The following is a 23,109-nucleotide window of genomic DNA, read 5'->3' on the forward strand; positions in this document are numbered from 1 at the left end:
CTGAGGGGACTTCCTTGTTCAAGCGCATACTCCGTGTCTTTATCGTTATTGTGGTCCTTGCCGTGCTCGTCATCGTGGTCGGCGGGATCGTCGGTTTCAACTTCCTGCGCGACAACGGCATCAAGCAGTATTTCGCCACCATGAAGCCGCCGGCGGCGACCGTGTCGACAACCATCGCCAAGCCGTCGAACTGGACACCGGGCGTCGAGGCCATCGGTACGGTGCGGGCCGTGCGCGGTGTCGACCTGACGGTCGAGACCGCCGGCATCGTCAAGGAAATCCCCTTCCATGCCAACCAGAAGGTGGCGGCCAACGCGGTGCTGCTGCAACTCGACGACGCCGTCGAGCGCGCCGATCTCGATGCGCAGAAGGCGCAGGCGGCACTCGATCAGACCACGCTGACCCGCGCCGTCGAACTGACAAGGCGTGGCGTCGGCTCCGACTCGACGCTGGACACGGCGCGTGCGGCGGCGTCCGCTTCGGCGTCCCAGGTCACTAGGCTGCAGGCCGTGCTCGACCAGAAGCAGCTTACCGCACCTTTCGCCGGCACGGTCGGCATTCCGAGGATCGACCTCGGCCAGTATCTGGCACCCGGCACCGCGGTGGTGACGCTGCAGGACCTCGACACGATGCGGGTCGACTTCTCGGTTCCCGAACAGCAGCTGCCGCTGCTCAAGATTGGCCAGACGGTCCGCCTGGGCCTTGGCGGCAGCGACGACATGCCCTTTGCCGGCGCCATTCGCGGCATCGACCCCAAGATCGACCCCTCCAGCCGGCTGGTGAACATCCGGGCGGAAGTTGCCAATCCCGAAGGCAAATTGACCCCAGGTCAGTTCGTGCAGGTGCGTGTCGAACTGCCCGAGGAGCAGAACGTGCTGTCACTGCCGCAGACGGCACTGACCACCAGCCTCTATGGCGACTACATATTCGTGGTGCAGCCGGCGAAGCCCGCCGGGGCAGCCCCGGCGCAGCCAGCCAAGCCGGACGAAAAGCCGGCGGCGGCCACCGACAAGCCCGCGGATGCCAAGGCGGCAGACGCCAAGCCGGCAGACGCCATGAAACCCGCCGCCGATGCCATGAAGCCGGCCGCTGACGCAGCCAAGCCAGCGGACAAGGCCGCTGCCGATGCCGCCAAGCCAGCGGCGGCCGATCCGGCCAAGCCGGCGGCGGAAGGCGACAAACCGGCGCTTGTGCTGTCACAGGTCTTCGTCAAGCCCGGCCGCCGCAATCAAGGCATGGTCGAGATCGTCGAAGGGCTGAAGGCCGGCGACGAGGTCGTCACCGCGGGCCAGAACCGCCTCTTCAACGGCATGACCGTCAACGTCGACAACACGATCGACCCGACCAAATCGGCGAACAAGCAGGCCGACCAGCAATGAGCTTTTCCGATCTCTTCATCCGCCGGCCCGTCCTTTCGACGGTTCTTGCCTGCATGATCCTGCTGCTCGGTTTCCAGGGCATCTTCAACCTGTCGATCCGGCAGTATCCGAAGGTCGACGAGACCGCGATCACAATCACGACAGCCTATCCGGGCGCCAGCGCCGACCTGATCCAGGGCTTCATTTCCGCCCCGATCGCGCGCGCCGTCGCCTCGACCGAGAACATCGACTACGTAACCTCGTCCAGCCGTCCCTCCTCCAGCACCGTGACGGTGCAGATGAAGCTCGGTTCCAACCCAGACGTCGCGTTGACCGAAGTGCTGTCCAAGGTCCAGGGCGTGCGCGGCACCTTGCCGGACGCCTCCAAGGACCCGGTCATCGTCAAGGGTACGGGTCAGCAGTTCGCGATGATGTACATCTCGATGCAGAATCCGAACATGACCAAGGAGCAGCTGACCGAGTATATCGAGCGCGTCATCAGGCCCCGCATGTCAACGGTCGAAGGCGTCGCCGACGTGCAGATCTTCGGCGCCCAGGAATACTCGATGCGCGTCTGGATCGACCCGGTCAGGCTTGCCGCGCGCGGCGTGACGGCGGCCGAAGTACTGACAGCGATCAACAATTCCAACTTCCTGTCGGCGCCCGGCAACACCCAGAACGAATATGTCGTCTCGTCGATCACCGTGCGCTCGACGCTGCAGACACCGGAAGCCTTCGCCGCGCTGCCATTGCGCTCGACCGACGGCAATGTCGTGCGCCTGCGCGACGTGGCCCGCGTCGAACTGGCCGCCGCGAACACCGACACCAGGGTTTCCTTCAACGGCAAGCCCGGCACCTTCCTCGCCATCTTCCCGACCCCGGCAGCCAATCCGCTGACCACGGCGGCGGCACTCACCAAGCTCGTCCCGCAGATTCAGGAGACGCTGCCGAAGGGCATGACGATCGAAGTCGTCTACGACGCGACCGGACAGATCAGCGCCTCGATCGACGAGGTGTTCAAGACCATCGGCGAGGCGGTCGCCATCGTCGTCGTCGTCATCCTCCTCTTCCTCGGTTCGTTCCGCTCGGTGCTGATGCCGATCATCACCATCCCGCTGTCGCTGATCGGCGTCTGCTTCCTTTTGTTCGCGGTAGGCTATTCGATCAACCTTCTGTCGCTGCTGGCCATGGTGCTGGCGATCGGCCTTGTGGTCGACGACGCCATCGTGGTGGTGGAAAATATCCACCGTCACATGGAAGAGGATCACATGCCGCCCATGCAGGCAGCCTTCAGCGGCATGCGCGAGATCGCGTCGGCCATCGTCGCCATGACCATGACGCTGGCCGCCGTGTTCGCGCCGCTGGCCTTCACCGGCGGCCTGACCGGCGCCCTGTTCCGCGAATTCGCGGTGACGCTCGCCGGATCGGTGGTGCTGTCTGGCATCATTGCTATCACCATCACGCCGATGATGTCGGCGCGCCTCCTGAAGCCCGGCAATGCCGGCCGTTTCCAGCGCATCGTCGACGGCACCTTCGCGCGCGTCGAGCATGTCTACGAGCGCGCCGTCACCGGATCTCTTAACTATCGCCCGCTGACGCTGCTCATCGTGCTGGCGCTTGTCGGTGTGACCGGCTTCATGTTCACCAAGACCTCGACGGAACTGGCGCCGGAAGAGGATCAGGGCTTCCTGCTCTCGCTGGTGACGGGGCCGCGCTATGCGACCTCCGATTATACCGAGACGTACGTCAATCAGATCCTGGGCCTGGTGAAGGACATTCCCGAAACGCGGGCGCAATTCTCGGCCGTCGCCTTCGGTGGTACGACCAACAGCGCCTTCGTCGGTTTTGCCTTCAAGGATTGGGCGGAGCGGAAGCGCAATTCGAAGGAGCTGCAGGCCGACATTACGGCTCGTATCGCCAAGGTGGCGGGTGTCCAGGCCTTCGTCTTCGCGCCGCCGACTCTGCCGGGCTCTGGCGGCGGCTTGCCGATTTCCATGGTGGTGCGCTCGACCGGCGATTCCGCTCAGGTCTACGAGGAAGCCGAGAAAATCAAGAACAAGGCGCAGGCCTCGGGCCGCTTCATCGTCGTGCAGAATTCGATGGCCTATGACGCACCGCAGGTGACGGTGACCATCGATCGCGACCGCGCCGCCGCCCTCAACCTGCCGATCGCCGATATCGGCCGGACGCTGACGCTGCTGGTCGGCGGTGCCGAAGTGGCGCAATTCGACCGCGACTCCAACTCCTATGACATCATCCCGCAGGTGCCGCAGGAATTCCGCGACAACCCTGAAAAGCTCGGCGAATACTTCGTGCGCAGCGTGACGGGAGAGATGGTGCCGTTGTCGGCCGTGGTGACGATTTCGAACAATGCGTCGCCGGCGGCGATCGAGCAGTTCAACCAGCTGAATTCGTCGACGATCTCGGCGCTGCCGCTGCCCGGCGTCACCACGGGCGACGGTTTGAAAGTGCTCGAGGACATCGCCAGGGAGAGCCTGCCCGACACTTTCTTCATCGATTATTCCGGCCAGTCCCGGCAGGAGAAGGAACAGGGCAACACGATCCTGATCGCTTTCGGCGCGGCCGTCATCGTCATCTACCTGGTGCTGGCGGCGCAGTTCGAAAGCTTCCGCGATCCGCTGATCATCATGATGGCGGTGCCACTGTCGATCTTCGGCGCGATCGTGCCGCTCAATCTGGGCCTCGGCACGCTCAACATCTATACCCAGGTCGGACTGATCACGCTGATCGGCCTGATCACCAAGCACGGCATCCTGCTGGTCGAATTCGCCAACCAGCAGCGAGAACTGCATGGCATGCGGCGGCGTGACGCCATCATCGCCTCGGCCAAGGTGCGCCTGCGGCCGATCCTGATGACGACGGCGGCGATGGCGCTGGGCGTGGTGCCGCTGATCGTTTCCAGCGGCGCCGGTGCCGCGGCCCGCTATTCGATGGGCCTGGTCATCTTCACCGGCATCCTGGTCGGCACCATGTTCACACTGTTCGTCGTACCGATGTTCTATACCTTCATCGCCAGCAAGGACCTGCCGCATCTGGCGGAAAAGCCGGATCCCAAGCTGATGCCGGCGCTGCCGAGCTGAGGCACGGGGCGCAAGACACAAAAAGAGGCCGGGATTTCTCCGGCCTTTTTTTGGCGATCGCTCCAGCAACTCCGGCATAATGGCCGAATGCGGCAACCTGCCTGCTACTTGACGATGACGATGCTGGTGTTGGCCGCTCCGAACGTCTCGACGAGCTGGTAGAAATCGGCGGCGTTGTCCGGGTGCAGCCGTACGCAGCCATGCGATGCGGGCTGGCCGAGGCGCTTGATGGCATAGGTGGCGTGGACCGCGTAGCCGCCGCTGAAAAACACCGAATGTGGCATCGGCGCGTTGTCGTATTTCTTCGAGTACCACATCTCATGCATGCGCGTCGGCTTGAACGAGCCGGTCGGCGTCACGTGCGCCCTGTCGCCAGTGGAAACCTTCCAGGCGAAAGTCGGCCGGCCGTCGACCGAGACTTCCATGACCTGCTGCGACAGCGAAACGCGGGCAACGATGCTGTTGGCGGCATGGGCGGCGTTGGCGCCGAACAGAAGTGCACTGCCCATGAGCGTGGCGGCGGTGATGTTGATCAACTTTGCGGAAATGGTGGTGTGCATGATGTCCCCTCTCTCTGCCGGCCCGGCCGGCTCCAATTTGATGACGCGGCTTATCCCAGCGGCATGTTTCGAAAGGACTTCGCTAAATGCTCGTTTGTGTTTCGAATCTGTTTCCGCTGATTAACAGGACAATCACCCTGTTTGATGGCGCTCCATTCCGGACACGGGGCCAAGGATGAAGGAGTCAGGCATTCACTCTGAAACGAAAGTTCGAGTTGTCTCCTACATGAAAGAGTTTGTCTCAATCCGAAACCAATCTGCAACAAAGTGCGGTTTTGGGCGGCATGATCCGGATACCGACCGGATGCAAAAGTTGACGCAACGAAAGCAGACGGCAACGACCAAGGGAACGAAAACGAACATACGCTCCTGGCTCTTCAGGATCAGCATCACGGCGGCGGCTGTCGGCGGCGGCACCATTGCCGGCGGCCCCGTGCGCGGCTGGCGGCGATGAGTTCGAGCGGCATTTCGACCCTGCACGTCGCCCTGTTTGCGCCACGGTCTGGATCGTTTCCAGCCTGCGCATCGCCCAGTTGAAGGCCCTCTGGCGGGTTGGCCTTCGGCTGCTGGCATTGCGCGGCCCCTCCGGCAACTTGCTGCCGAGAGGACCGAAGGCCCGCGCCGCGACGGGGGGCTCCGTGGGCGGCGCGGGCACTTCGGGAGTTCCTGAAGCGACCCGCTACACAGTCATCTTTTTGGGGAATTCAGATCATGAAGACAAAATTCGCGGCTTCCGTGCTTTCCGCACTGCTCTATGCGCAGGGCCTGCTCGGCTTTGCCGCACTCGCCAGCGTGCTGCTCAAGGAACGCGCTCACGCAAGCGAGTTCGCCGTCGGCGGCGAAATGGCCTCGGGCCCGTCATTGCTGGTAGTGCGCTGAACCTCGCGGGCATCGGCGCGGGAAAATGGAAAGTCCGATGCTCATCCGGCGAACCAGCAGGAAAACACAGCCGTCAGTCGGCGAATTGCCGTGGCGGATCGAACCTGTAGCCGGCGCCGCGTATGGTGGTGATGGTCTCGGTGTCGAGCTTGCGGCGCAGTCGCACGATGCGCGAGTCGATCGAGCGATCGAAGGCGTCGGCATTCTCGGCCGGCGCGGCTGCGATAATGTCGTCCCGCGTCAGTACCTTGCGCGGGCTCGCCAGGAACAGCCTGAGGAGCGCCACCTGGCCGGGCGAGAGCTGCTCCTGCGTACCGGAGCGATGCATGACCATCGCCGATCTCAGGTCGACGGTTGCGTTCTCCAGCACGATCAGCTCCTGGGTACCCCTGCCGCGCCGCGAAAGCAGGCCACCGACACGCGCGGCGAGTTCCCTGACATTGAGCGGACTTTCGACGACGTCGGCGGCGCCGAGCTCGAGCGCCAACACCTTGTCGAGGAGATCGGCCGGCCGGCATATCAGGATGAAATCCGGTCCATGCTCCCCACCCCCAGCTTGGCCGCCAAAACGCCTGAGCAGATCCCGCCCTTCCGCCTGGCTGAGACTGTCCCCGACAACGACAACGTCGATGCCGCCGCCCGACAGCAGCGATTCCGCCTCCCAGGGCTGCCGCGCCCGGCGCACGTCGTGGCCCCGCCGCTCGAGATGGTCGGCAAGCTCGCTCGCGACGACCTCGGCGACGGAAACAAGCGCGATGACGGCTCGTGCGGCCATGTTTTCCAACCGTTCCCTGGCAACCGGATATGAGTGCTGGACATCATGTTTATACCCAATCTACTTTCCACTGAAAGTGGGAGCGAGAGCATCGTGCGGGCAAGAATTGTCATCGTCGAGGATGAGCCCGACCTCAGGGACGCGGTCGCCGAATATCTCGGCGCCGCCGGCTATGATGTTTCGACCGCTGAAACCGCGGCCGCCGCGCGCGGCCTGATCGAGACGCAGTCCTTCCATCTGGCTATCCTCGACATCGCCATGCCGGGCGAGGATGGCTTGTCGCTCGGCCGCTGGCTGCGCTCGAAAATGCCGATCGGCATCATCTATGCGACCGCTGCCGGCACCGCGCTCGACCGCATCGTCGGACTGGAACTCGGCGCCGACGACTATATCGTCAAGCCGTATGAACTGCGCGAGGTGCTGGCCAGGGTGCGCAGCGTGCTGCGCCGTGTTCCCCAGCCGACGGAGCCGCAGGACAGGAAGGCCAGCACGGATCGCCGCTCCGTCGCTTTCGGCCCCTTCCAGGCCGATCTCGACGGCAGGATGGTCACCGGCGCCAACGGCACGGTGATCGACATGGCCAAGAGCGAATTCGACGTGCTGGAGGTTTTCCTGACCCGCGCCAACCGGCTGCTGACCAGGGCCGCGATCTCCGAGGCGATCGGCTTCACCGAGGATCCGGAATCGTCGCGCGCCGTCGATATCCGCATCATGCGCCTGCGCAAGAAGATCGAGACGGACCCGGCCAACCCGAAATTCCTGCGCACGGTGCGTGGCGAAGGCTATATTTTCTCGCTGCCGGCCGGCGACGGCAGCTGAGCGTCAGACCGAGGAAGTCCGCTCCGCAGCCGTTGCCAGCCGATCGATTGGCGTGACTCTGGACTAATGGCTGACAATGATGGGCGACACGGCAAGCACGGACATGCAGGGTTTCAGGCAGGGCGCGGCGATGGCCGCCGTGCGTGTCGTGCGCCGGCTGCGCGAGGCCGGCGACTGGCAGCGCGAAATGGACGGCATACTGGAGACGCTGTGCCACGCCATGGAGTGCCAGCGCGGCATCCTGTTCCGCCTGCGCGAATTGCCCGGCCAGGGTTTCGCCCAGTCGGTCGCTGCCTACTGGATCGATCCTGACTTCGGCGGCGAACTGGCCTCACCGACCGTCATCATGCAGTCGATCGTCAATTCGGATCCGCTGCTTGAGCGGCTGGCCGAGGATGAGCGGCAGGGCAAGATTTTCGCTGGCCATACGCGCGATCTCGAAGGATTCCTGAGGGCCGATTTCGAGAAGCAGAACATCAAGTCGTTCCTGTCGGTCTCGGTCTTCGCGCACGGCCATCTGTGGGGCACGCTGGCCGTCAATGACTGCGTCGAAGAGCGGGAATGGACCGACGAGGAGGAGGCGACGCTGCACATCGTCGCCCTCGCCATCGGCGACGCTATCGAACACTCGCCCTCGGACGCCCATGCCAGCGAAGTGATCCGCCGCACCATGCTGCAGGCCTCGCTCGACGCCATTATCGTCATCGACGAGGCCGGGTCGATCATCGAATTCAATCCGGCCGCCGAGAAGATGTTCGGCTTCCTGCGCAGCGATATCCTCGGCAAGGACCTGCTCGACACGGTCGTTCCTGAATATTACCGCAAGGGCTATGCCTCGGGGGCCGACTACATGTCCGGCCGCGGCGCCCCGATGGTCGGCCAGCGGCTCGAGACCGTGACGCAGAATGCCGCCGGCGAGGTGTTTCCGATCGAACTGACGGCGACCGAGATGCGGGTCGCCGACCGCCGCCTAATCTTTGGCTCGATCCGCGACCTGCGCGACAGGCTGCGCGCCGAGGAAGAGATCAACCGGCAGCGCGAGAAGTTGCACCAGAACGAGAAGATGGCGGCGATGGGCTCGCTGCTTGCCGGCGTCTCGCACGAACTCAACAATCCGCTGGCCGTCGTCGTGGCCCAGTCGACGCTGCTGCATGAATTCGCCTCGGATCCGCAGACCAAGGTCCGGGCCGAAAAGGTTCGTGCCGCCGCCGAGCGCTGCGGGCGCATCGTCAAAAGCTTCCTGTCGATGGTCCGCCTCCATCCGGCGGCACAGGCCGAGACCGATCTCAACCAGGTGATCCGCGCCGCTCTCGAAGTGACCGCCTACGGCGCGCGCTCGAGCGGCATCGTCATCGATACCGATTTCGCGCCAGGTCCGCTGCTCGCCATGGCCGATGCCGACCACGTGACACAGGTGGCGGCCAATTTCCTCATCAACAGCCAGCATGCCCTAGCCGGCGTCGCCGGCGACCGCCTGATCAAGGTGCGGAGCTTCCGCAGCGATCGGGGCAATCCCGGTTTCTCGGTCGAGGACAACGGGCCCGGCATTCCCGAAGCCATCCGTTCGCGCATTTTCGAATCCTATTTCACCACCAAGCCGGTCGGCGTCGGCACCGGCATTGGCCTGTCGATCTCGAAATCGATCATCGAACGGCACAACGGCAATGTCTGGTTCGAGGAGGTGTTGCCGAGAGGCGCGCGTTTCGTCGTCCAGTTGCCGGCGATCTCTGCGGGCATCGCCGCCGGCGGCGAAAGCCAGCCACGATCGAGCGGCCTGCGCCATGCGCTGATCATCGATGACGAGCCTGACGTCGCCGGTTCCCTGTCCGATATTCTCGAACTGATGGGCATCAAGTCGCGGATCGCGCCGCTCTGGGAATCGGGCGCCGCCACCTTGGGTGGCCACATGCCCCCCGATATCGTCTTTTCGGATCTGCGCATGCCCGGCATATCAGGCATTTCGATCTACCGCGAACTGCTCGCCGAACGGCCCGACCTGGCGCGGCGTTTCGTGCTCGTCACCGGCGACCTGATCGGCGCGAAGGCGGAAGTCGAAGCCTTGCCGTCGCAGCAGCGGCCACAGATCCTCGAAAAACCGTTCAGCACGCTGGATGTACGCAGTGTGCTTTCGACCATCGCCGAGCAGGCCGCGTTGAAAGCATAAAAAAGGCTCCCGGCCGACATCGCGGCGGGAGCCGAAGCGAGCGCGAGAAGCGCTCGGGGAGGTAGGGCATGATCCCCAAACGGGAACCGGTTTCGGGATCATGCCCCGGCAGAAACGCAGAGGCAGAAATCAGAAGATGTTGGGCGTGCTGGTCAGCGGCGCGGCGTTGGCGATCATGCGGATCGCGCGGGTCTTGTGCGTTCCGGACTCCTCGGCAATGGCGCGCAGGCAATCCACGCTCTCGGCGCCCCAGGCCTGCCCCCTGCAGGCGAAATCGATTGTCGGCATAGGCAGGCGGGCGGTCGTGGTCGTGGTCGGCGCGCCTTCGATGACGTTGGCGGGCGGGTTCAACGAAGCGAAGGCTGGGCCGACCGTCGGCGTGAACGCCATGCCGGCGAAGGCGCAAGCAGCCAGCGCCATGAACATTCCCATCGGGTGGTCGCTGGCGCGCTGGCGAAGGGCCAGCTTCGGGCGGCGGCCAGCGCGCTCTGGAGCTTGAAAGCGGTTGCCGCTGGTGATCTGGACTTTCGCATGCATCATCATCCCCTTCGTTGATTTTCTTTTTGCGATTAAACGAATTTAATCGCGCCTTGTAACGGTGCAAAGGTGACGAGAGCTTGGCAATGTAACCGGATTGAAACATCGATACGGGCAAAACCGGGCAGGGTCGGTCATTGGCTGTTTTGGCCCGGGGGGTGGCGGTTGCAAGACGTGCACGACCGGTAGCCGCGTGAACGATTGGCGGCGCGAGCCAGCGATCGGGGGCAGTTACGGAACTCTGGCTAAGATCCGGATTTTCCGGGGTTTTCGAAGCCCGCAACGGCGCGGGATTCCCATGGAACCAGCGCCGACATTTTCGCTGCGGAACAGTCACATTTCCACAAGCCATTGCATTTCAATGCAAAATATGATTATATTGAATGCATATTCAATAAAAGAAGAGACGTTTTATGAACCCGCACCTCCGTGACGTGGCAATCCCGAACGATTGGGACCGGCGGGGACTGCCGGGCTGGAGCTACCATTCCGACGCCCTTCTCGAACTGGAGAAAGAGCATGTGTTCCGCAATCATTGGCAGATCGTCGGGCATGTCTGCGACATCCCGGACGCCGGCGACTACCTCACCATGGATGTCATTGGCGAACGCGCCCTGATCGTGCGCGGCAAGGACGGCGTGGTGCGCGGTTTCAACAACATGTGCCGCCACCGCGGCAGCCGCGTCGTGGCCGACAGCCAGGGCAATTGCAAGAACGCGCTGGTCTGTCCGTTCCACGGCTGGGTCTACAATCTCGACGGCACGCTGCGCGGTGCCGCCCGCCCGCGCTCCTTCCCCGACCTCGACAAGACCGAGTTCGGCCTGATGCCGCTCGACCTCGAAATCTGGATGGGCTTCATCTTCATCCGCTTCCGCAATGGCGGGCCACAACCCTCCGTCGCCGAGCTGCTGAGGCCGATCGAACCCGAATTCGCGCATTACAAGGCCGCCGACATGGTGCCTTCCTGGGGCATCTGGACCCAGAAGACGCCGGTCAACTGGAAGTCGGTGCGCGACGTCGACAATGAAGGCTATCATGTCGCCATGGCGCATCCGGCCTTGCAGGATCTCTACGGCGCCACCTATTTCGACGAGCCCTTCGTCAATGGCGTGTCGCGCTCCTTCGCCACCTACAACCCGCATGCCGGCCGCCGCTGGAGCGTGAAGAACTACGTCAAGATCGCGCCGGAGCCGACGCATCTGCCTGACCATCTCAGGAAGGCCTGGGTCTATTACGGCATCTTCCCCAACGCCGTTCTGTCGGTGATGCCGGAATCAGTGCAGTTCTATCAGGAGTTCCCGCTGTCGACGGGTGAGACGCTGCTGCGCGGCGCCATCTATCGCTACCGCGACGAGAGCCGAGAGCAGGCCGCCGCCCGCTACCTCTCCTTCCGCATCGATCGCGACACCATGTCGGAAGATGTGCAGCTCTCGGTCTGGTCGAACGAATCCATGCTGTCCGAGGCTTTCGATGGCTTTTATCTCTCCGACCTCGAATATGGCGTGCGCACCCACCACGACCACCTGCGCAAGCAGGTTCCGGTGCTCGGCCTGGAAACAGCGCCGGAAGAAAAGGACATGTGGAATTTGAACGACGCGCTGCGGAGCCGGGCGTAACAACCCTGCTGATTGGCGAAGCCGCCGATGACAGCGCCCCTCTCCCCATCAGCGCTGCTCCTCATCCGCCTTCGAGCACCTTCTCCCCGTAAAAACGGGGAGAAGGAAGAAACTCACCCCTGCCACACACCCTCTTTCCTGAGATCTTCCATCGTGCGTGAAATACCCTCGCGCAGGATGCCGACCATGTCGTCGATCTGCTCGCGCGTAATGACGAGCGGCGGCGACATAACGCACATGTTGATCAGCGGCCGCACCAGCAGGCCAAGCTCGTGGCAGTGGGCGTCGATGCGTTTGCCGACATCCTTGTCGAGCTGCAGCGGATCCTTGCTTTCGCGATCGGCGACGCATTCGACACAGCCCATCAGCCCGACGCCGCGCACTTCGCCGACCAGCGGCAGCTCTTCCAGCGTCTTCAATTGCGCCTGGAAATAGGGCGCGACCGCCTGCGTGTGAGCAAGCACGCTCTCTTCCAGCAGGTCGAGATTCTTCAAGGCCACGGCACAGCCGACCGGATGGCTGGTGTAGGTCAGGCCATGGCCGAACATCGCGTCGGGATGGTTGGAACGGCGTAATTCCTCCAGCAACCGCTCCGAGATGATGACGCCGCCAAGCGGGAAATAACCCGAGGTGACGCCCTTTGCGAAAGTGATCATGTCGGGGTCGATGCCGAACACGTCGCCCGAGGCAAAGACATGGCCCAGACGTCCGAAGCCCGTCACCACCTCGTCGGAGATATAAAGAATATCCTTGGCGCGGCAGATCTCGCGGATGCGCCTGAGGTAGCCGTCCGGCGGAATGATGACGCCACCGGACGCCTGTATGGGTTCGCCGACGAACGCGCCTATTCTGTCGGCACCGACACGCGCGACCGTATCGCGGAACTGGTCGACAAGGAAATCGGTGAAAGCGGCGATGCTCATGCCTTTCGGCCGGCGGAACGGGTCGGGGGAGGCGAGCTTGACCACCAGATCGTCGGCGCCATCCATCCAGTCGCGGTCGCGCGGGCGGCCGTTGAGCGAGGCCGAGAGATAGGTTGAGCCATGATAGGCGCCGCCACGGCTTAGGATCAGCTTCTTTTCCGGCCGGCCGCGCACATTGTTGTAAAACTGCATGAAGCGCAGCGCCGTCTCGACCGCCGAGGAACCGCCCGTGGTGTAGAAGACGTGGCTGAGGTCGCCTGGGGCATGGCCGGCGATGCGCTTGGCAAGCTCCGCCGACGGCGCGTTCATCGTGTACCAGGGCGTGTTGTAGGACAGCGCCATCGCCTGGTCGTACATCACCTTGGCGAGTTCCTCGCGACGATGCCCGACATTGACGCACCACATGCCGGCCGGGCCGTCGATCAGCCGCTTGCCGGTGCTGTCGGTAATGTAGATGCCATCGCCCTCGCCGATCAGCGCGCGCGCCTCCGAACCGACGGAGCCGGCGTAGGGCCAGGGCTGGATGAGATGACGCCTGGCCAGCTCGACCGCATCGTCGCCGCCAGAACCAGCCGTTTCGCGTGCCTTCAGATCCCTCACAGCCGCCATTATCGCCTCCACATCATCCCCGAATTTTCCGGGCATCAATCCGGTTCGCCACGGCCGAAATCGCCGCCCCGCTCGCATGATTTTGAATGTCCGTTCAATCAATATTGCAGAATTAGCGCTTGATTTCAATCCGCGGATGCGCGCATGATGAAAGAAAGCCGGCAAGGGGAACAATAGCCGGCGCCAGCCCAATGGGATGCCGTATGGCGGGACAGTCCAGGCCAGCAATCGAGATCACACCCGGAGCCCGTCCCCCCGGAGTCTGGCAATGACGGTGGCTGCGGAAGGGTCGCCCCCGTTGGGCCTGACGCGGGCCAGACGAAATGCCCTTCTGCAATCCGAGCCTGTACAAGGCTTTGCCCTGATCAGCCCGACCTTTCTCTACGCTCTCATCCTTCTGGTCCTGCCGATCCTGGTGGTCATCGCCCATTCCTTCTGGACGCAGCACTACCTGACCATCGACCGCACCTTCACGCTGGAAAACTATCGCGTCGCACTGACCGAGCCGATCTACCGCGATCTGTTGTGGCGCTCGCTCTACATCTCGCTGACGGTCAGCCTGTTCACCGTCGTCCTCGCCTACCCGATCGCCTATTTCATTTCCTTCCATGGCGGCCGTCACAAGAGCCTGTGGCTGTTCCTCATAACCATCCCGTTCTGGACCAGCTATCTCTTGCGCGTGATGTCGTGGAAGGTCATCCTGGGCTATAACGGCGTCTTGAATTCCGGCCTGATGGGTCTGGGCATCATCGACGAACCGTCGACCGCCCTGCTCTACAATTCGAGCGCCGTCATCATCACGCTCACCCATGCCTGGGCGGCCTTCGCCATCCTGCCGATTTTCGTGTCCCTGGAGAAGGTCGACCGCACGCTGGTCGAAGCGGCCACCGACCTTGGCGATGGACCCTTCCGGTCGTTCCTGCGCGTGACCTTGCCGCTGTCGGCGCCAGGCATCATTTCCGCGGCGCTGATCGTCATGATCCCGACTGTCGGCGACTATGTCACGCCAAAGCTCGTCGGCGGCAAGGATGGCGTCATGATCGCCAATGCCATCCAAGCGCAGTTCGGCAAAGCCGCCAACTGGCCGCTCGGTGCCGCACTTTCCGTCACCACCATGCTGATCGTCTCTCTGATGGCCGGCGGCACGGTGCTGATCATCCGCGGCTTGCAAAGGATGGCGCGATGAAGGCGCGGCGCTTCCTGCCGGGCGGCTGGCTGTCGGCCTATGCGTTCCTCTATATCGTCTTCCTCTATCTGCCCGTCATCTTCCTGCCGATCTTCTCGGTCAACACGGCGGCGACGCCGAAATTCCCGCTGACCGGCTTCACCCTGCAATGGTACGAAGACCTGCCGCGCACGCCGGCGCTGCTCGATGCCGCCTGGAACAGCCTGATCGTCGGCGTCTCGGCGGCCATCCTCTCCACCGTACTCGGCATCCTCGCCGCCCGCTCGATCACCCGCTACCGCTATCCCGGCCGCCGCGCCATCAACGGTCTGATCATGGCCCCGCTTGTGCTGCCCGAAGTGATCGTCGCCATCTCGATGCTGCTGGTGATGCTGCAGTTGGGCCTCAGTCTTTCGCTGTTCACCGTCGTGCTCGGCCACGTCCTGGTCTGCATTCCCTATTCGATGACGGTGCTGACTTCCGGCTTCGAGGGTTTCGACCGCAGCCTCGAGGAAGCCTCCGCCGATCTCGGCGAAAGCGCCTTCGGCACTTTCCGGCGCGTGACGCTGCCGATGGTGGCGCCGGCGATCATTTCCAGCCTGCTGGTCTGCTTCACCATCTCGCTGGACGAATTCATCATCGCCTTCTTCCTCACCGGCACCGAGGCGACGCTGCCGATCTACATCTGGGGCCAGTTGCGTTTCGCCTCGAAACTGCCCGGCGTGCTGGCGCTGGGCACGCTGCTTTTGGTTGCCTCTTTCCTGTTGATGACAATTGCTGAAGTCCTGCGTCGCCGCGCGGCCAGACGCACCCAGAACGAGGGAGGCCTCTATGCTTGAGCAGCCGCGGATCGAGCGCCCTCACGCGGACAGGATCCAATCCGAAAGATCGATGATCGATATCCGCAATGTCACCCGCAGCTATGGGGCGTTCAAGGCGCTGGACGACGCCTCCCTGACCATCAGGGAAGGCGAGTTCTTCTCGCTGCTCGGCCCGTCGGGCTGCGGCAAGACCACGCTTTTGCGCATGATCGCCGGCTTCGACAATCCGACCAGCGGCTCGATCGCGGTTGGCGGCCAGCCCATGGAAGGCATACCGGCCAATCGCCGGCCGACAAACATGGTGTTCCAGAGCTACGCGATCTTCCCGCACCTCAATGTCGAGCAGAACGTCGCCTACGGACTGAAGCGGTTGAAGCTGCAGGGTGGCGAAGAGAAGCGCCGGGTCGAGGAGGCGCTGGCGCAGGTCTCGCTCACCGGCCTCGGCAAGCGGCTTGCCACCGAGCTTTCCGGCGGCCAGCGGCAGCGTGTGGCGCTCGCCCGCGCCCTGGTGATGCAACCTAAGGTGCTTTTGCTCGACGAGCCGCTGTCGGCGCTCGACAAGAAGCTGCGCGAGCAGATGCAGGTCGAACTGCGCCGCCTGCAGCAGGCCGTCGGCATTACCTTCGTCCTGGTCACCCACGATCAGTATGAAGCGCTCGCAATGTCCGACCGCATCGCCGTGATGTTCGGCGGCAAGATCGCGCAGGTCGCCTCCCCGAAGGAAATCTACCAGCGCCCGGTAAACCGCCAGGTCGCCGACTTCCTTGGCGGCATGAATTTCGTCAAGGCCGAGATCGTCGAGGAGAACGGCGCCTCGCTGATCGTCGACACGCTGGGTTTCGGCCGTATCAAGACCGACAAGCCGAAGGCTTTCGTGCGCAATGGCGGCGGCGCGACGCTCGGCATCCGACCGGAGCGCCTGCGCGTGCTGTGGGACAATGCGACGGCCAAGTTCGAGGTCGCCGGCAAGGTGGTGGAACGCCACTATTTCGGCGAGATCACCCATCTGATCGTCGAAATCCCTGGCCTGGAGAAGCCGCTCTCGGTGACCGAGACCAACGATTTCGGCGCCGATGATATTCCAGTCGGCACCTCGATTCGCCTCGCCTATGATCCGGAAGCGCTGGTCGCGATGGCCGACTGAACTCCGGCGATGATCCTGCGCGCCGCGATACGCCCGGCCACGATCGCGCCCTCGACATAGCCCGGGAATGACGGCGACAATTCCGACGACGCGAAATGCATCGGCGGTGCGCCGGCAAGAATGGTGGCCTCGGCATCCCTGGCCGACACATCGACGATTAGGTCGCTATAGGCACCGCCGCTCCAGCGATCATGCGTCCAGTCACGGCGGCTGAAATCGAGAACATCCGCCGCCTCCGGACCCAGCGCCTCCACAAGCTTCGTCGTCACCTGTGTCCGCAGATCCGACTCGCCGAGTTCGTGCCAGCGCAGCGCCAGCGGTCCGCCAACGAAGACGACAAGCGCCGCATGATCGGGATCCCTGCTGGCGTCGCAGGCAAACAGCCCCGGCAGATCGCGCCACATCATCATCCCGCTCAAATCCCGCTCGCGCCAAAATGGCTTGGGATAGCGCACCAGGACCTTGATCACCGCGCCGCTTTCCCAGGCGCCGAGCGCCGCTTCCAGGGCTGCCGGCAAGGCGGGCGTAAAATCGAGCTTCGCGGCTGTCGCCGGCGGCACGGCGACCAGAACTTCTCGCGCTTCGATCACGCTATTGCTCGAGACGACACGAACCCCTGGCGGACCGTATTCGATGCGGGTGACAGGTTCGCCGAGCCTCACCCGGTCGCCGAGGTCCTCCGCCAGATCATCGGCCAACGACTGCATGGTCTCGCGCAGGGAATATTGCAGCTCCGGCACCTCATTGGTGATACGCCGGTCATTGTCGATCAGATACCAGAGCGGCACCTTCTCCAATGCCAGGCACCACAGGCCCTCGATCATCGACCGGAAGGCCGCCTTGGCCTCGCCCACGTCATCCTGCTGCTCCAGCCACTCGGCAACGGTCAATCCCGCAATGGCGGGATCGTTGGGCTCGATGCTGTTCATGCGTTCGCGGATAGCCATCGAGGCGTGATAGGTCCGCTCGGCCCGACCGACCGACATTGACGGGCAAGTGATGAAATCGCCCTCAACATAAGTCTCGACGAAGGTCTTGCCGCGAGCCTGGGCCAGTTCCATCAGCTGCGGCATGTCCTCGCACAGGAACTGGCCGCCGCTATCGATGCGCTCGCCAAGCCCGTTCCACATGGCCTCGACCCGCCCGCCGACGCGGTCGCGTGCCTCGAGCAGCAGGAAGCCGACGCCGGCCCTCTTCAGCTCGAGCGCCGCCGACAGCCCGGTGAAGCCGGCGCCGACGATGACGACGTCGGTTCTTTCTGTCTTGTCGTTCAATAGCCAGCCTTGATCTTCTCGAACTCGGCGATCATCTTGAGCTTGAGATCTGACGGGAGCGGCTGCTGGAACAGCGTCTTGTCGACGAATTTCTGCACGTCGTCATAGCCCTTTTCCTTCAGGATGGCCTGATCGACGCCGGCCATGCCCTTGGCGTTGGCCTGGCCGTAGCCCCAGTCCTTGACCAGCACCTTGGCGGTCTCCGGATCGTTGACCGCGTTGAGATAGTCATAAGCCTTGTCGGTATTGCCGGGCGCATCCTTGAACAGCACGTAGCCGCACACCCAGGTCGAGATGCCTTCCGCCGTGTCCTTCTTAGACTTGATCGGCACGCCGGCAGCGACCGACTGTACGGTCGCATCGTTCCAGGCCCAGGCGAGATCGACTTCGCCACCGCTCAGAAGCTGGACGACGTCGGTGGTATCAGTCCAGTAGGAGCGCACGTTCTTGTGCACCTGGCGCAGGAAGTCGGAGGCCTGCTTGAACTGGTCGTCGGTCATCTTGGTCCAGTCCTTCAGGCCGATGGCGAGGCTCGCCAGCGCATAGGCATCGTCGACATTGTCGCCGATCGAAACGCGGCCCTTGAACTTCGGATCGGCGAACGCCTTCAGCGACTGCACGTCCTTCTCGTCGATCTTGGAGGAGTTGTAAGTGAGCTGCGTGTTGCCCCAGTCCCAAGGCATGAACCAGGCTTTCCCGTCCTCGGTCGTGGCGAGATTTTTCATCGCCATGATGCCGGGATTGAGGTCTTTCCAGCCCGTGATCTTCGAGGTATCGAGCGGTTGCAGCAGGCCCGCCTCGCGCCACTTCGTCACGCTCTGCGAGCAGGGATGGCCAAGGTCGGCCTTGAAGCCGGAACGGACCTTTTCGAACGCCTCGTCCTCGTCGCCGAAGAAGGCGAAGGTCGGCGAATCGCCGTTCTTCTCGACATATTTCGGGTGGAAGCTCGGATCCTCATAGCCTGACCAGTCGAACACGATCAGATCCTTGTCGGCCGCGATCGCCAGCGCCGCGGCCGAAGCCGCCAGTGTTCCCGCCAGCGCGAGCGTCAGCGTCAGGCGCCTTGTCAGTGTCTTCATTGCTGTTCCATCCTCTGCGGTTTCTTATGGTTTCGTCTCTTCTTATGATCTCGTTGGGCTGGCGGCCTTCAGCGGGTAGTGTTTCGGAAAAGCCGCCGACAGGAATTCATTGGCCGCCTGCAAGGAGGTCTCCCGCGTGGTGTCCTCGGTTCCCATCATCAACCGCAGCCACAAGCCTTCCAGCATGGCGCTGAGCGCCAGCGCCATGACCTGCGGCTCATAGGCGTAGCCGCCGCTCTGTTTCAGAGCCGCGCACAGGTCGATGAATATATTCTGGTAAACGGCATCCCGCGCGCTGCTCAGCGCCTGGTAGGTCGGCCGCGACTTGGCCTCTCCCCAGAAGGCGCACCATGCGGCAAGCTTGCGCTTGTTGCAGATGGAGCGGTCGAAATCGGCCGCGACGAGAACCTGGAGTTGACGCGCGGGATCGTCTCCTGCCTTTTGCAAGGCATTGCGCCAGTGCGCGGAATACTCGTCGTACATATATTGCAGCGTCGCGACGAGCAGCTTTTCCTTGCTCTCGAAATGGAAATTGACGATGCCGCGCGACAGGCCGGCGCCGTCGGCGACATCGGCCATCGTCGTTTCCGAATAGCCGCGCTTGGCGAGCGAATCGATCGTCGCCTCGATGAGCTGAAGCTGCCTGACCTCCTTGGAGGCCTTGCGCCCGCGCTTCTCGGATTCGGCTTTCCGCGCCGGTTCAAGAAGCGCGTCCCTGGCGTCTGCCGTTTTCATGCGTGTGATGGTCTCCAGCATCGCCGGCTATCCCTTTGCATCCGGCTTCCACCCGCGAAGATGAGTGGGACGGTGCTCGCACTGTCAAGCACCTTCTGCATGGCCTCCCAGCCCATGATGGCGGCCACGTCATAGTCCGGGGTGACGTCTGCCATTTCAATCATCAGCCTCGGTTCCCAATGGACGGATTACTGGGTTCGAACGTCGGCAAAGCGTAACTCATGTCCGGAAAAACGCAATATCATTTGTTGAACATTCATTCAGTATGGCTGGACACAATGGCTGGTGCCGTGCCAAATTCCACGCATTAGGGGACAGTTCACGCAGAAATGAAGAGCGGGACGCAGATGAGCACTGGGCCACAATGAAAGCTTGGGATGCGATCATCATCGGCGGCGGACACAACGGCCTGGTCAACGCCTGTTACCTGCAGCGCGCCGGCCTCGACGTGCTGGTTGCGGAGAAGAACGACTGGGTCGGAGGCGCCGCCACAAGCAGGGAACTGACGCCGGGCTTCCTCTACTCCAACTGCTCCTACGTCTGCTCGCTGTTCCGACCCGAGATCATGCGCGATCTGGAGCTCCCCCGCTTCGGCCTGCAAGTCATCTCCTATGAGGGCGGCGCGGTGTTCACCCGGGATGGCGACTATCTCGCCAATTATCGCGACCACGACGCGCACCGGCGGGAATTCGCTCGTTTCTCCAAAAGGGATGCCGAGGCCTATGACCGCTACGCCCGCGACGTGACGCGGCAGTGCCGCTTCATCCAGCCGCTGTTGATGCGCACCGCGCCGGACCCAACCAGCCTGTGCCCGCGCGACCTCGGCGAACTGCTCTATCTCGGCAAGAAATTCGCGGGTCTCTCCGCCGAGGAAATGGCACTGACGCTGCGCTTCTGGACCATGTCTATCTCTGAGTTCCTCGACGAATATTTCGAGACCGACGTCATCAAGGCGAACTTCGCCCTGTCTGGCATCATCGGCACGGCACTCGGGCCGATGTCGCCCGGCACCGCTTACGTGCTGCTGCACCACTATATGGGCGAGGTCGATGGATCGGTTGGCGCCTGGGGCTATGCGCGCGGCGGCATGGGCGCCGTGACCAAGGCGCTGGCCGCCTCGTTCAAGGCCTCGGGTGGAACCATACGCACCGGCGCCGAGGTCGACCATGTGCTGGTGAGCCGTGGCAAGGCCAGGGGCGTCGTGCTGGCCAGCGGCGAGGAGATTTACGGCAAGCTGGTCGTCTCCAATGCCGACGTGAAGCGCACTTTCCTGAAGCTGGTCGAAGAGAAGGAACTGCCCGACATCTTCCTGCGCCGGGTGAAGAACTTCAAGATTCGCGGATCCTCGGGAAAGGTCAACATAGCACTCGATTCGCTGCCGGAATTCCCGGCGCTGCCGAAGGATTCGCCGGTCTATCGCGGCGACATGCATTTCACCGATTCGATGGAGCGCATGGAGCGCGCCTATGACAACTGGAAGGCCGGCCGCTGGTCCGCCGATCCGTTCCTCGACATGGTCATCCCGACGACGCTCGACCCGACCATGGCGCCGCCAGGGAAGCATTTCATGAGCTGCTTCGTTCAGTACGCTCCGCCCAAGATCGCTGGTCGCGAGTGGACGGACGCCGATCGTGACGGTTTTGCTGAAAGCGTGATTGCGCAGATATCGGATTATTCACCCGGGTTCCGCGACCGCATCGTCCATATGGAGGTGCGCACGCCACGCGAGATCGAGGCCGAGGTCGGCCTCACCGAAGGCAACATCTTTCAGGGCGAGCTGACCTTCGACCAGCTGCTGTTCAACCGCCCGGTGCCCGGTTACGCGCAGTATCGGTCGCCGGTCGGCGGCCTCTATATGTGCGGCTCCTCAACCCATCCCGGCGGCGGCGTCATGGGTGCGCCCGGCCGCAACGCAGCCGCCGAAATCCTGCGCGATCTCGCAAAATCCACCTCGCATATGAGCCCGGCCCATGACGTCATCTGATGCCATCGTCATCGGCGGCGGCCACAACGGGCTTGTGGCTGCCGCCACGCTGGCGAAGGCCGGCCGCAAGGTGCTGGTGCTGGAAGCAGGAGCCGAACCCGGCGGCGCCGCGCGGACCGAGGAATTTGCGCCCGGTTTTCGCGCTTCGTCCATCGCGCATGTGTTGAACCGGCTGCATCCCGATGTGGTGAAAACGCTGGAGCTGGAAAAGCACGGGCTGCAGATCGCTCGCGCCGACTTCCTGCCGTCGGTCGCGTTGTCGAAAGATGGACCGCCGCTTGTCCTGCATGGCGCTTATGGCGAGGTGCTGACCGGCGCCGGTTCGTCGGAACAGTCCGCCTGGAAGGAACTACGCGCACAACTGCTGCGCTATGCCGGCATCCTGAAACCCTTCCTGTCGCGCCGGCCGCCCGATCTCGGCGGCATGTCGCTGCTGGAGGCCGCTTCGCTCGGCCGCACCGCCGTGGCGCTGAAGAAACTTGGCAAGGAAGACATGCGCGACTTCCTGCGCGTGCTTTTGATGAACGTTGCCGACTTGCTTGACGAACAACTCGCCGACGACAGGCTGAAGGGGCTGCTCGCCTTCGACGCCACGCTCGGCAGCCATCTCGGCCCGCGCTCGCCGACCTCGCTGCTCGGCCTCTATTATCGTCTGAGCGGAGAGAGCGGCGGTGCGGCCGGAGCGCAATTGCTGCCAAAGGGCGGCATGGGCGCGGTGGTCGCCGCCATCCGCACGGCTGCCGAAAAGGCTGGCGTCATGATCCGCGCATCGATGCCCGTCGCCAGGATCATTGTCGAGAAAGGCCGCGCCGTCGGCGTTGCCCTCGACAATGGCGAGGAGCTTCGCGCCCGAACGATCGTCTCGGCCATCAATCCGACGACCACCTTCCTCGATCTCGTCGGACCGCGCGAGATCGACACCGGCTTCGTGCGCAAAGTGAAAAACATCCGCATGAGGGGCGATGCCGCCAAGCTCCATCTGGCGCTCGACCGGCCGCCGCGGTTTGCCGGTGTCGACGCCGCCGGCCATAAGGGCCGACTGGTGATCGCGTCCTCTCCCGACCACGTCGAACGTGCCTTCAATCCATCCAAATATGGCGAGTTCTCGCCCGAGCCGGTGATGGAAATCACGCTGCCCAGTCTCGCCGATCCGTCGCTCGCGCCCGACGGCGCCTGCGTGCTGTCCGCCGTGGTGCAATACGCGCCCTATCGGTTGAAAGAGGGCTGGGATGCCGGCAAGCCGAAATTTCTCGAGGCAATCATGGCCCAGTTGGAAGCCTACGCGCCTGGCATTGGTAAGACCGTGATTCATGCCGAACTGCTCACCCCTGCGGACATCGAGAAGCGCTACCGCATGCCGGGCGGCCATTGGCACCACGGTGAATTGCAGGCCGATCAGATGCTGATCTCGCGTCCCGTCTCCGGTTGGTCGGGCTACGACACGCCGCTCGACGGGTTGTTCCTGGCCGGCGCGGGCTCGCATCCTGGTGGCGGAGTTTCGGGTGCGCCAGGATTGAATGCCGCGCGGCGCGTCATTGCGATGAAGGGGTGACTTGATGTCTCAAC

At 63.3% G+C, this 23,109-nt stretch carries 19 protein-coding genes; 12 read left to right on the forward strand and 7 right to left on the reverse strand.

Translation table 11 applies throughout. From position 1 onward, the window contains the following. Positions 1 to 14 precede the first annotated feature (14 nt). Both FJ527_RS07185 and FJ527_RS07190 read left to right on the forward strand, forming a co-directional pair. Positions 15 to 1,379: an efflux RND transporter periplasmic adaptor subunit gene (locus FJ527_RS07185; protein ID WP_140712749.1), complete on the forward strand. Its 1,365-nt coding sequence runs from the start codon at positions 15 to 17 to the stop codon at positions 1,377 to 1,379. Continuing rightward, the gene (locus FJ527_RS07190) at positions 1,376 to 4,459 is read left to right on the forward strand and encodes an efflux RND transporter permease subunit (RefSeq protein ID WP_140712747.1); all 3,084 of its coding nucleotides are present in this window, start codon (positions 1,376 to 1,378) and stop codon (positions 4,457 to 4,459) included. The genes FJ527_RS07185 and FJ527_RS07190 overlap by 4 nt, the downstream gene beginning before the upstream one ends. A 104-nt stretch (positions 4,460 to 4,563) precedes the next feature. Here FJ527_RS07190 and FJ527_RS07195 read toward each other — a convergent pair whose 3' ends face one another. Continuing rightward, on the reverse strand, positions 4,564 to 5,019 hold the full coding sequence (locus FJ527_RS07195; RefSeq protein ID WP_140712745.1) for a L,D-transpeptidase: 456 nt from the start codon (positions 5,017 to 5,019) through the stop codon (positions 4,564 to 4,566). A 175-nt stretch (positions 5,020 to 5,194) separates the two neighbouring features. On the opposite strand from FJ527_RS07195, the gene FJ527_RS29565 reads away from it, so the two are divergent. Then, positions 5,195 to 5,473: a hypothetical protein gene (locus FJ527_RS29565; RefSeq protein WP_246673719.1), complete on the forward strand. Its 279-nt coding sequence runs from the start codon at positions 5,195 to 5,197 to the stop codon at positions 5,471 to 5,473. Positions 5,474 to 5,730: 257 nt separating this feature from the next. Then, positions 5,731 to 5,898: a hypothetical protein gene (locus tag FJ527_RS07205; RefSeq protein WP_015315429.1), complete on the forward strand. Its 168-nt coding sequence runs from the start codon at positions 5,731 to 5,733 to the stop codon at positions 5,896 to 5,898. 73 nt (positions 5,899 to 5,971) lie between these two features. On the opposite strand, the gene FJ527_RS07210 is transcribed toward FJ527_RS07205, so the two are convergent. Continuing rightward, positions 5,972 to 6,673: a response regulator transcription factor gene (locus FJ527_RS07210; RefSeq protein WP_015315428.1), complete on the reverse strand. Its 702-nt coding sequence runs from the start codon at positions 6,671 to 6,673 to the stop codon at positions 5,972 to 5,974. 45 nt (positions 6,674 to 6,718) lie between these two features. Between FJ527_RS07210 and FJ527_RS07215 the strand changes: the two genes are divergently transcribed. Together FJ527_RS07215 and FJ527_RS07220 are read left to right on the forward strand one after the other, a co-directional pair. Continuing rightward, on the forward strand, positions 6,719 to 7,492 hold the full coding sequence (locus tag FJ527_RS07215; protein WP_181166299.1) for a response regulator transcription factor: 774 nt from the start codon (positions 6,719 to 6,721) through the stop codon (positions 7,490 to 7,492). Between the two features lie 76 nt (positions 7,493 to 7,568). Continuing rightward, positions 7,569 to 9,656, forward strand: a complete 2,088-nt coding sequence (locus tag FJ527_RS07220) for a PAS domain S-box protein (RefSeq protein ID WP_181166300.1) — start codon at positions 7,569 to 7,571, stop codon at positions 9,654 to 9,656. Positions 9,657 to 9,785: 129 nt separating this feature from the next. Here FJ527_RS07220 and FJ527_RS07225 read toward each other — a convergent pair whose 3' ends face one another. After that, positions 9,786 to 10,193: a hypothetical protein gene (locus FJ527_RS07225; protein WP_140712743.1), complete on the reverse strand. Its 408-nt coding sequence runs from the start codon at positions 10,191 to 10,193 to the stop codon at positions 9,786 to 9,788. 413 nt (positions 10,194 to 10,606) lie between these two features. Here FJ527_RS07225 and FJ527_RS07230 point away from each other — a divergent pair, with 413 nt between their 5' ends. Further along, positions 10,607 to 11,809 (forward strand): aromatic ring-hydroxylating dioxygenase subunit alpha, encoded by a 1,203-nt coding sequence (locus tag FJ527_RS07230; protein WP_140712741.1) that lies wholly within the window; start codon positions 10,607 to 10,609, stop codon positions 11,807 to 11,809. A 113-nt stretch (positions 11,810 to 11,922) separates the two neighbouring features. On the opposite strand, the gene FJ527_RS07235 is transcribed toward FJ527_RS07230, so the two are convergent. After that, positions 11,923 to 13,341, reverse strand: a complete 1,419-nt coding sequence (locus FJ527_RS07235; RefSeq protein WP_140712739.1) for an aminotransferase — start codon at positions 13,339 to 13,341, stop codon at positions 11,923 to 11,925. Between the two features lie 268 nt (positions 13,342 to 13,609). Between FJ527_RS07235 and FJ527_RS07240 the strand changes: the two genes are divergently transcribed. Genes FJ527_RS07240 through FJ527_RS07250 form a run of 3 tightly spaced genes read left to right on the forward strand, consistent with a single transcriptional unit; the run spans position 13,610 to position 16,471 of the window. Further along, positions 13,610 to 14,527 carry an ABC transporter permease gene (locus tag FJ527_RS07240; protein ID WP_140712737.1) on the forward strand — a complete coding sequence of 306 codons (918 nt, stop codon included), beginning with the start codon at positions 13,610 to 13,612 and terminating at the stop codon, positions 14,525 to 14,527. Next, the gene (locus FJ527_RS07245; protein ID WP_140822441.1) at positions 14,524 to 15,345 is read left to right on the forward strand and encodes an ABC transporter permease; all 822 of its coding nucleotides are present in this window, start codon (positions 14,524 to 14,526) and stop codon (positions 15,343 to 15,345) included. The genes FJ527_RS07240 and FJ527_RS07245 overlap by 4 nt, the downstream gene beginning before the upstream one ends. Positions 15,346 to 15,397: 52 nt before the next feature. Continuing rightward, on the forward strand, positions 15,398 to 16,471 hold the full coding sequence (locus tag FJ527_RS07250; protein ID WP_140822443.1) for an ABC transporter ATP-binding protein: 1,074 nt from the start codon (positions 15,398 to 15,400) through the stop codon (positions 16,469 to 16,471). Here FJ527_RS07250 and FJ527_RS07255 read toward each other — a convergent pair. Genes FJ527_RS07255 through betI form a run of 3 tightly spaced genes read right to left on the reverse strand, consistent with a single transcriptional unit; the run spans position 16,435 to position 19,580 of the window. Then, positions 16,435 to 17,745 carry a flavin monoamine oxidase family protein gene (locus FJ527_RS07255; protein ID WP_140822445.1) on the reverse strand — a complete coding sequence of 437 codons (1,311 nt, stop codon included), beginning with the start codon at positions 17,743 to 17,745 and terminating at the stop codon, positions 16,435 to 16,437. The two genes, FJ527_RS07250 and FJ527_RS07255, sit on opposite strands and share 37 nt — an antisense overlap. Continuing rightward, the gene (locus tag FJ527_RS07260) at positions 17,742 to 18,824 is read right to left on the reverse strand and encodes an ABC transporter substrate-binding protein (RefSeq protein ID WP_140616746.1); all 1,083 of its coding nucleotides are present in this window, start codon (positions 18,822 to 18,824) and stop codon (positions 17,742 to 17,744) included. Before FJ527_RS07260 ends, FJ527_RS07255 begins: the two co-directional genes overlap by 4 nt. 42 nt (positions 18,825 to 18,866) lie before the next feature. Then, entirely contained in the window at positions 18,867 to 19,580 is a 714-nt protein-coding gene (gene betI / locus FJ527_RS07265; protein WP_140662953.1) for a transcriptional regulator BetI, read from the reverse strand. A 343-nt stretch (positions 19,581 to 19,923) separates the two neighbouring features. Here betI and FJ527_RS07270 point away from each other — a divergent pair, with 343 nt between their 5' ends. Together FJ527_RS07270 and FJ527_RS07275 are read left to right on the forward strand one after the other, a co-directional pair. Continuing rightward, positions 19,924 to 21,543, forward strand: a complete 1,620-nt coding sequence (locus tag FJ527_RS07270; protein ID WP_140822446.1) for an NAD(P)/FAD-dependent oxidoreductase — start codon at positions 19,924 to 19,926, stop codon at positions 21,541 to 21,543. After that, entirely contained in the window at positions 21,530 to 23,095 is a 1,566-nt protein-coding gene (locus FJ527_RS07275; RefSeq protein ID WP_140822448.1) for an NAD(P)/FAD-dependent oxidoreductase, read from the forward strand. The genes FJ527_RS07270 and FJ527_RS07275 overlap by 14 nt, the downstream gene beginning before the upstream one ends. Positions 23,096 to 23,109: the final 14 nt, after the last annotated feature.

The organism is Mesorhizobium sp. B2-4-18 (genome assembly GCF_006441385.1).
Classification (GTDB): Bacteria; Pseudomonadota; Alphaproteobacteria; order Rhizobiales; family Rhizobiaceae; genus Mesorhizobium; species Mesorhizobium australicum.

Excerpts from the sequence above, each read along its gene's own strand:
- FJ527_RS07240 (WP_140712737.1), top strand. The coding sequence starts at position 13,610 with ATGACGGTGGCTGCGGAAGGGTCGCCCCCGTTGGGCCTGACGCGGGCC.
- FJ527_RS07210 (WP_015315428.1), bottom strand. The coding sequence starts at position 6,673 with ATGGCCGCACGAGCCGTCATCGCGCTTGTTTCCGTCGCCGAGGTCGTC.
- betI (WP_140662953.1), bottom strand. The coding sequence starts at position 19,580 with ATGCTGGAGACCATCACACGCATGAAAACGGCAGACGCCAGGGACGCG.
- FJ527_RS07225 (WP_140712743.1), bottom strand. The coding sequence starts at position 10,193 with ATGCATGCGAAAGTCCAGATCACCAGCGGCAACCGCTTTCAAGCTCCA.
- FJ527_RS07205 (WP_015315429.1), top strand. The coding sequence starts at position 5,731 with ATGAAGACAAAATTCGCGGCTTCCGTGCTTTCCGCACTGCTCTATGCG.
- FJ527_RS07245 (WP_140822441.1), top strand. The coding sequence starts at position 14,524 with ATGAAGGCGCGGCGCTTCCTGCCGGGCGGCTGGCTGTCGGCCTATGCG.
- FJ527_RS07190 (WP_140712747.1), top strand. The coding sequence starts at position 1,376 with ATGAGCTTTTCCGATCTCTTCATCCGCCGGCCCGTCCTTTCGACGGTT.
- FJ527_RS07195 (WP_140712745.1), bottom strand. The coding sequence starts at position 5,019 with ATGCACACCACCATTTCCGCAAAGTTGATCAACATCACCGCCGCCACG.
- FJ527_RS07230 (WP_140712741.1), top strand. The coding sequence starts at position 10,607 with ATGAACCCGCACCTCCGTGACGTGGCAATCCCGAACGATTGGGACCGG.
- FJ527_RS07270 (WP_140822446.1), top strand. The coding sequence starts at position 19,924 with ATGAAAGCTTGGGATGCGATCATCATCGGCGGCGGACACAACGGCCTG.
- FJ527_RS07260 (WP_140616746.1), bottom strand. The coding sequence starts at position 18,824 with ATGAAGACACTGACAAGGCGCCTGACGCTGACGCTCGCGCTGGCGGGA.
- FJ527_RS07220 (WP_181166300.1), top strand. The coding sequence starts at position 7,569 with ATGATGGGCGACACGGCAAGCACGGACATGCAGGGTTTCAGGCAGGGC.
- FJ527_RS07235 (WP_140712739.1), bottom strand. The coding sequence starts at position 13,341 with ATGGCGGCTGTGAGGGATCTGAAGGCACGCGAAACGGCTGGTTCTGGC.
- FJ527_RS07275 (WP_140822448.1), top strand. The coding sequence starts at position 21,530 with ATGACGTCATCTGATGCCATCGTCATCGGCGGCGGCCACAACGGGCTT.
- FJ527_RS07215 (WP_181166299.1), top strand. The coding sequence starts at position 6,719 with ATGTTTATACCCAATCTACTTTCCACTGAAAGTGGGAGCGAGAGCATC.
- FJ527_RS29565 (WP_246673719.1), top strand. The coding sequence starts at position 5,195 with ATGAAGGAGTCAGGCATTCACTCTGAAACGAAAGTTCGAGTTGTCTCC.
- FJ527_RS07250 (WP_140822443.1), top strand. The coding sequence starts at position 15,398 with ATGATCGATATCCGCAATGTCACCCGCAGCTATGGGGCGTTCAAGGCG.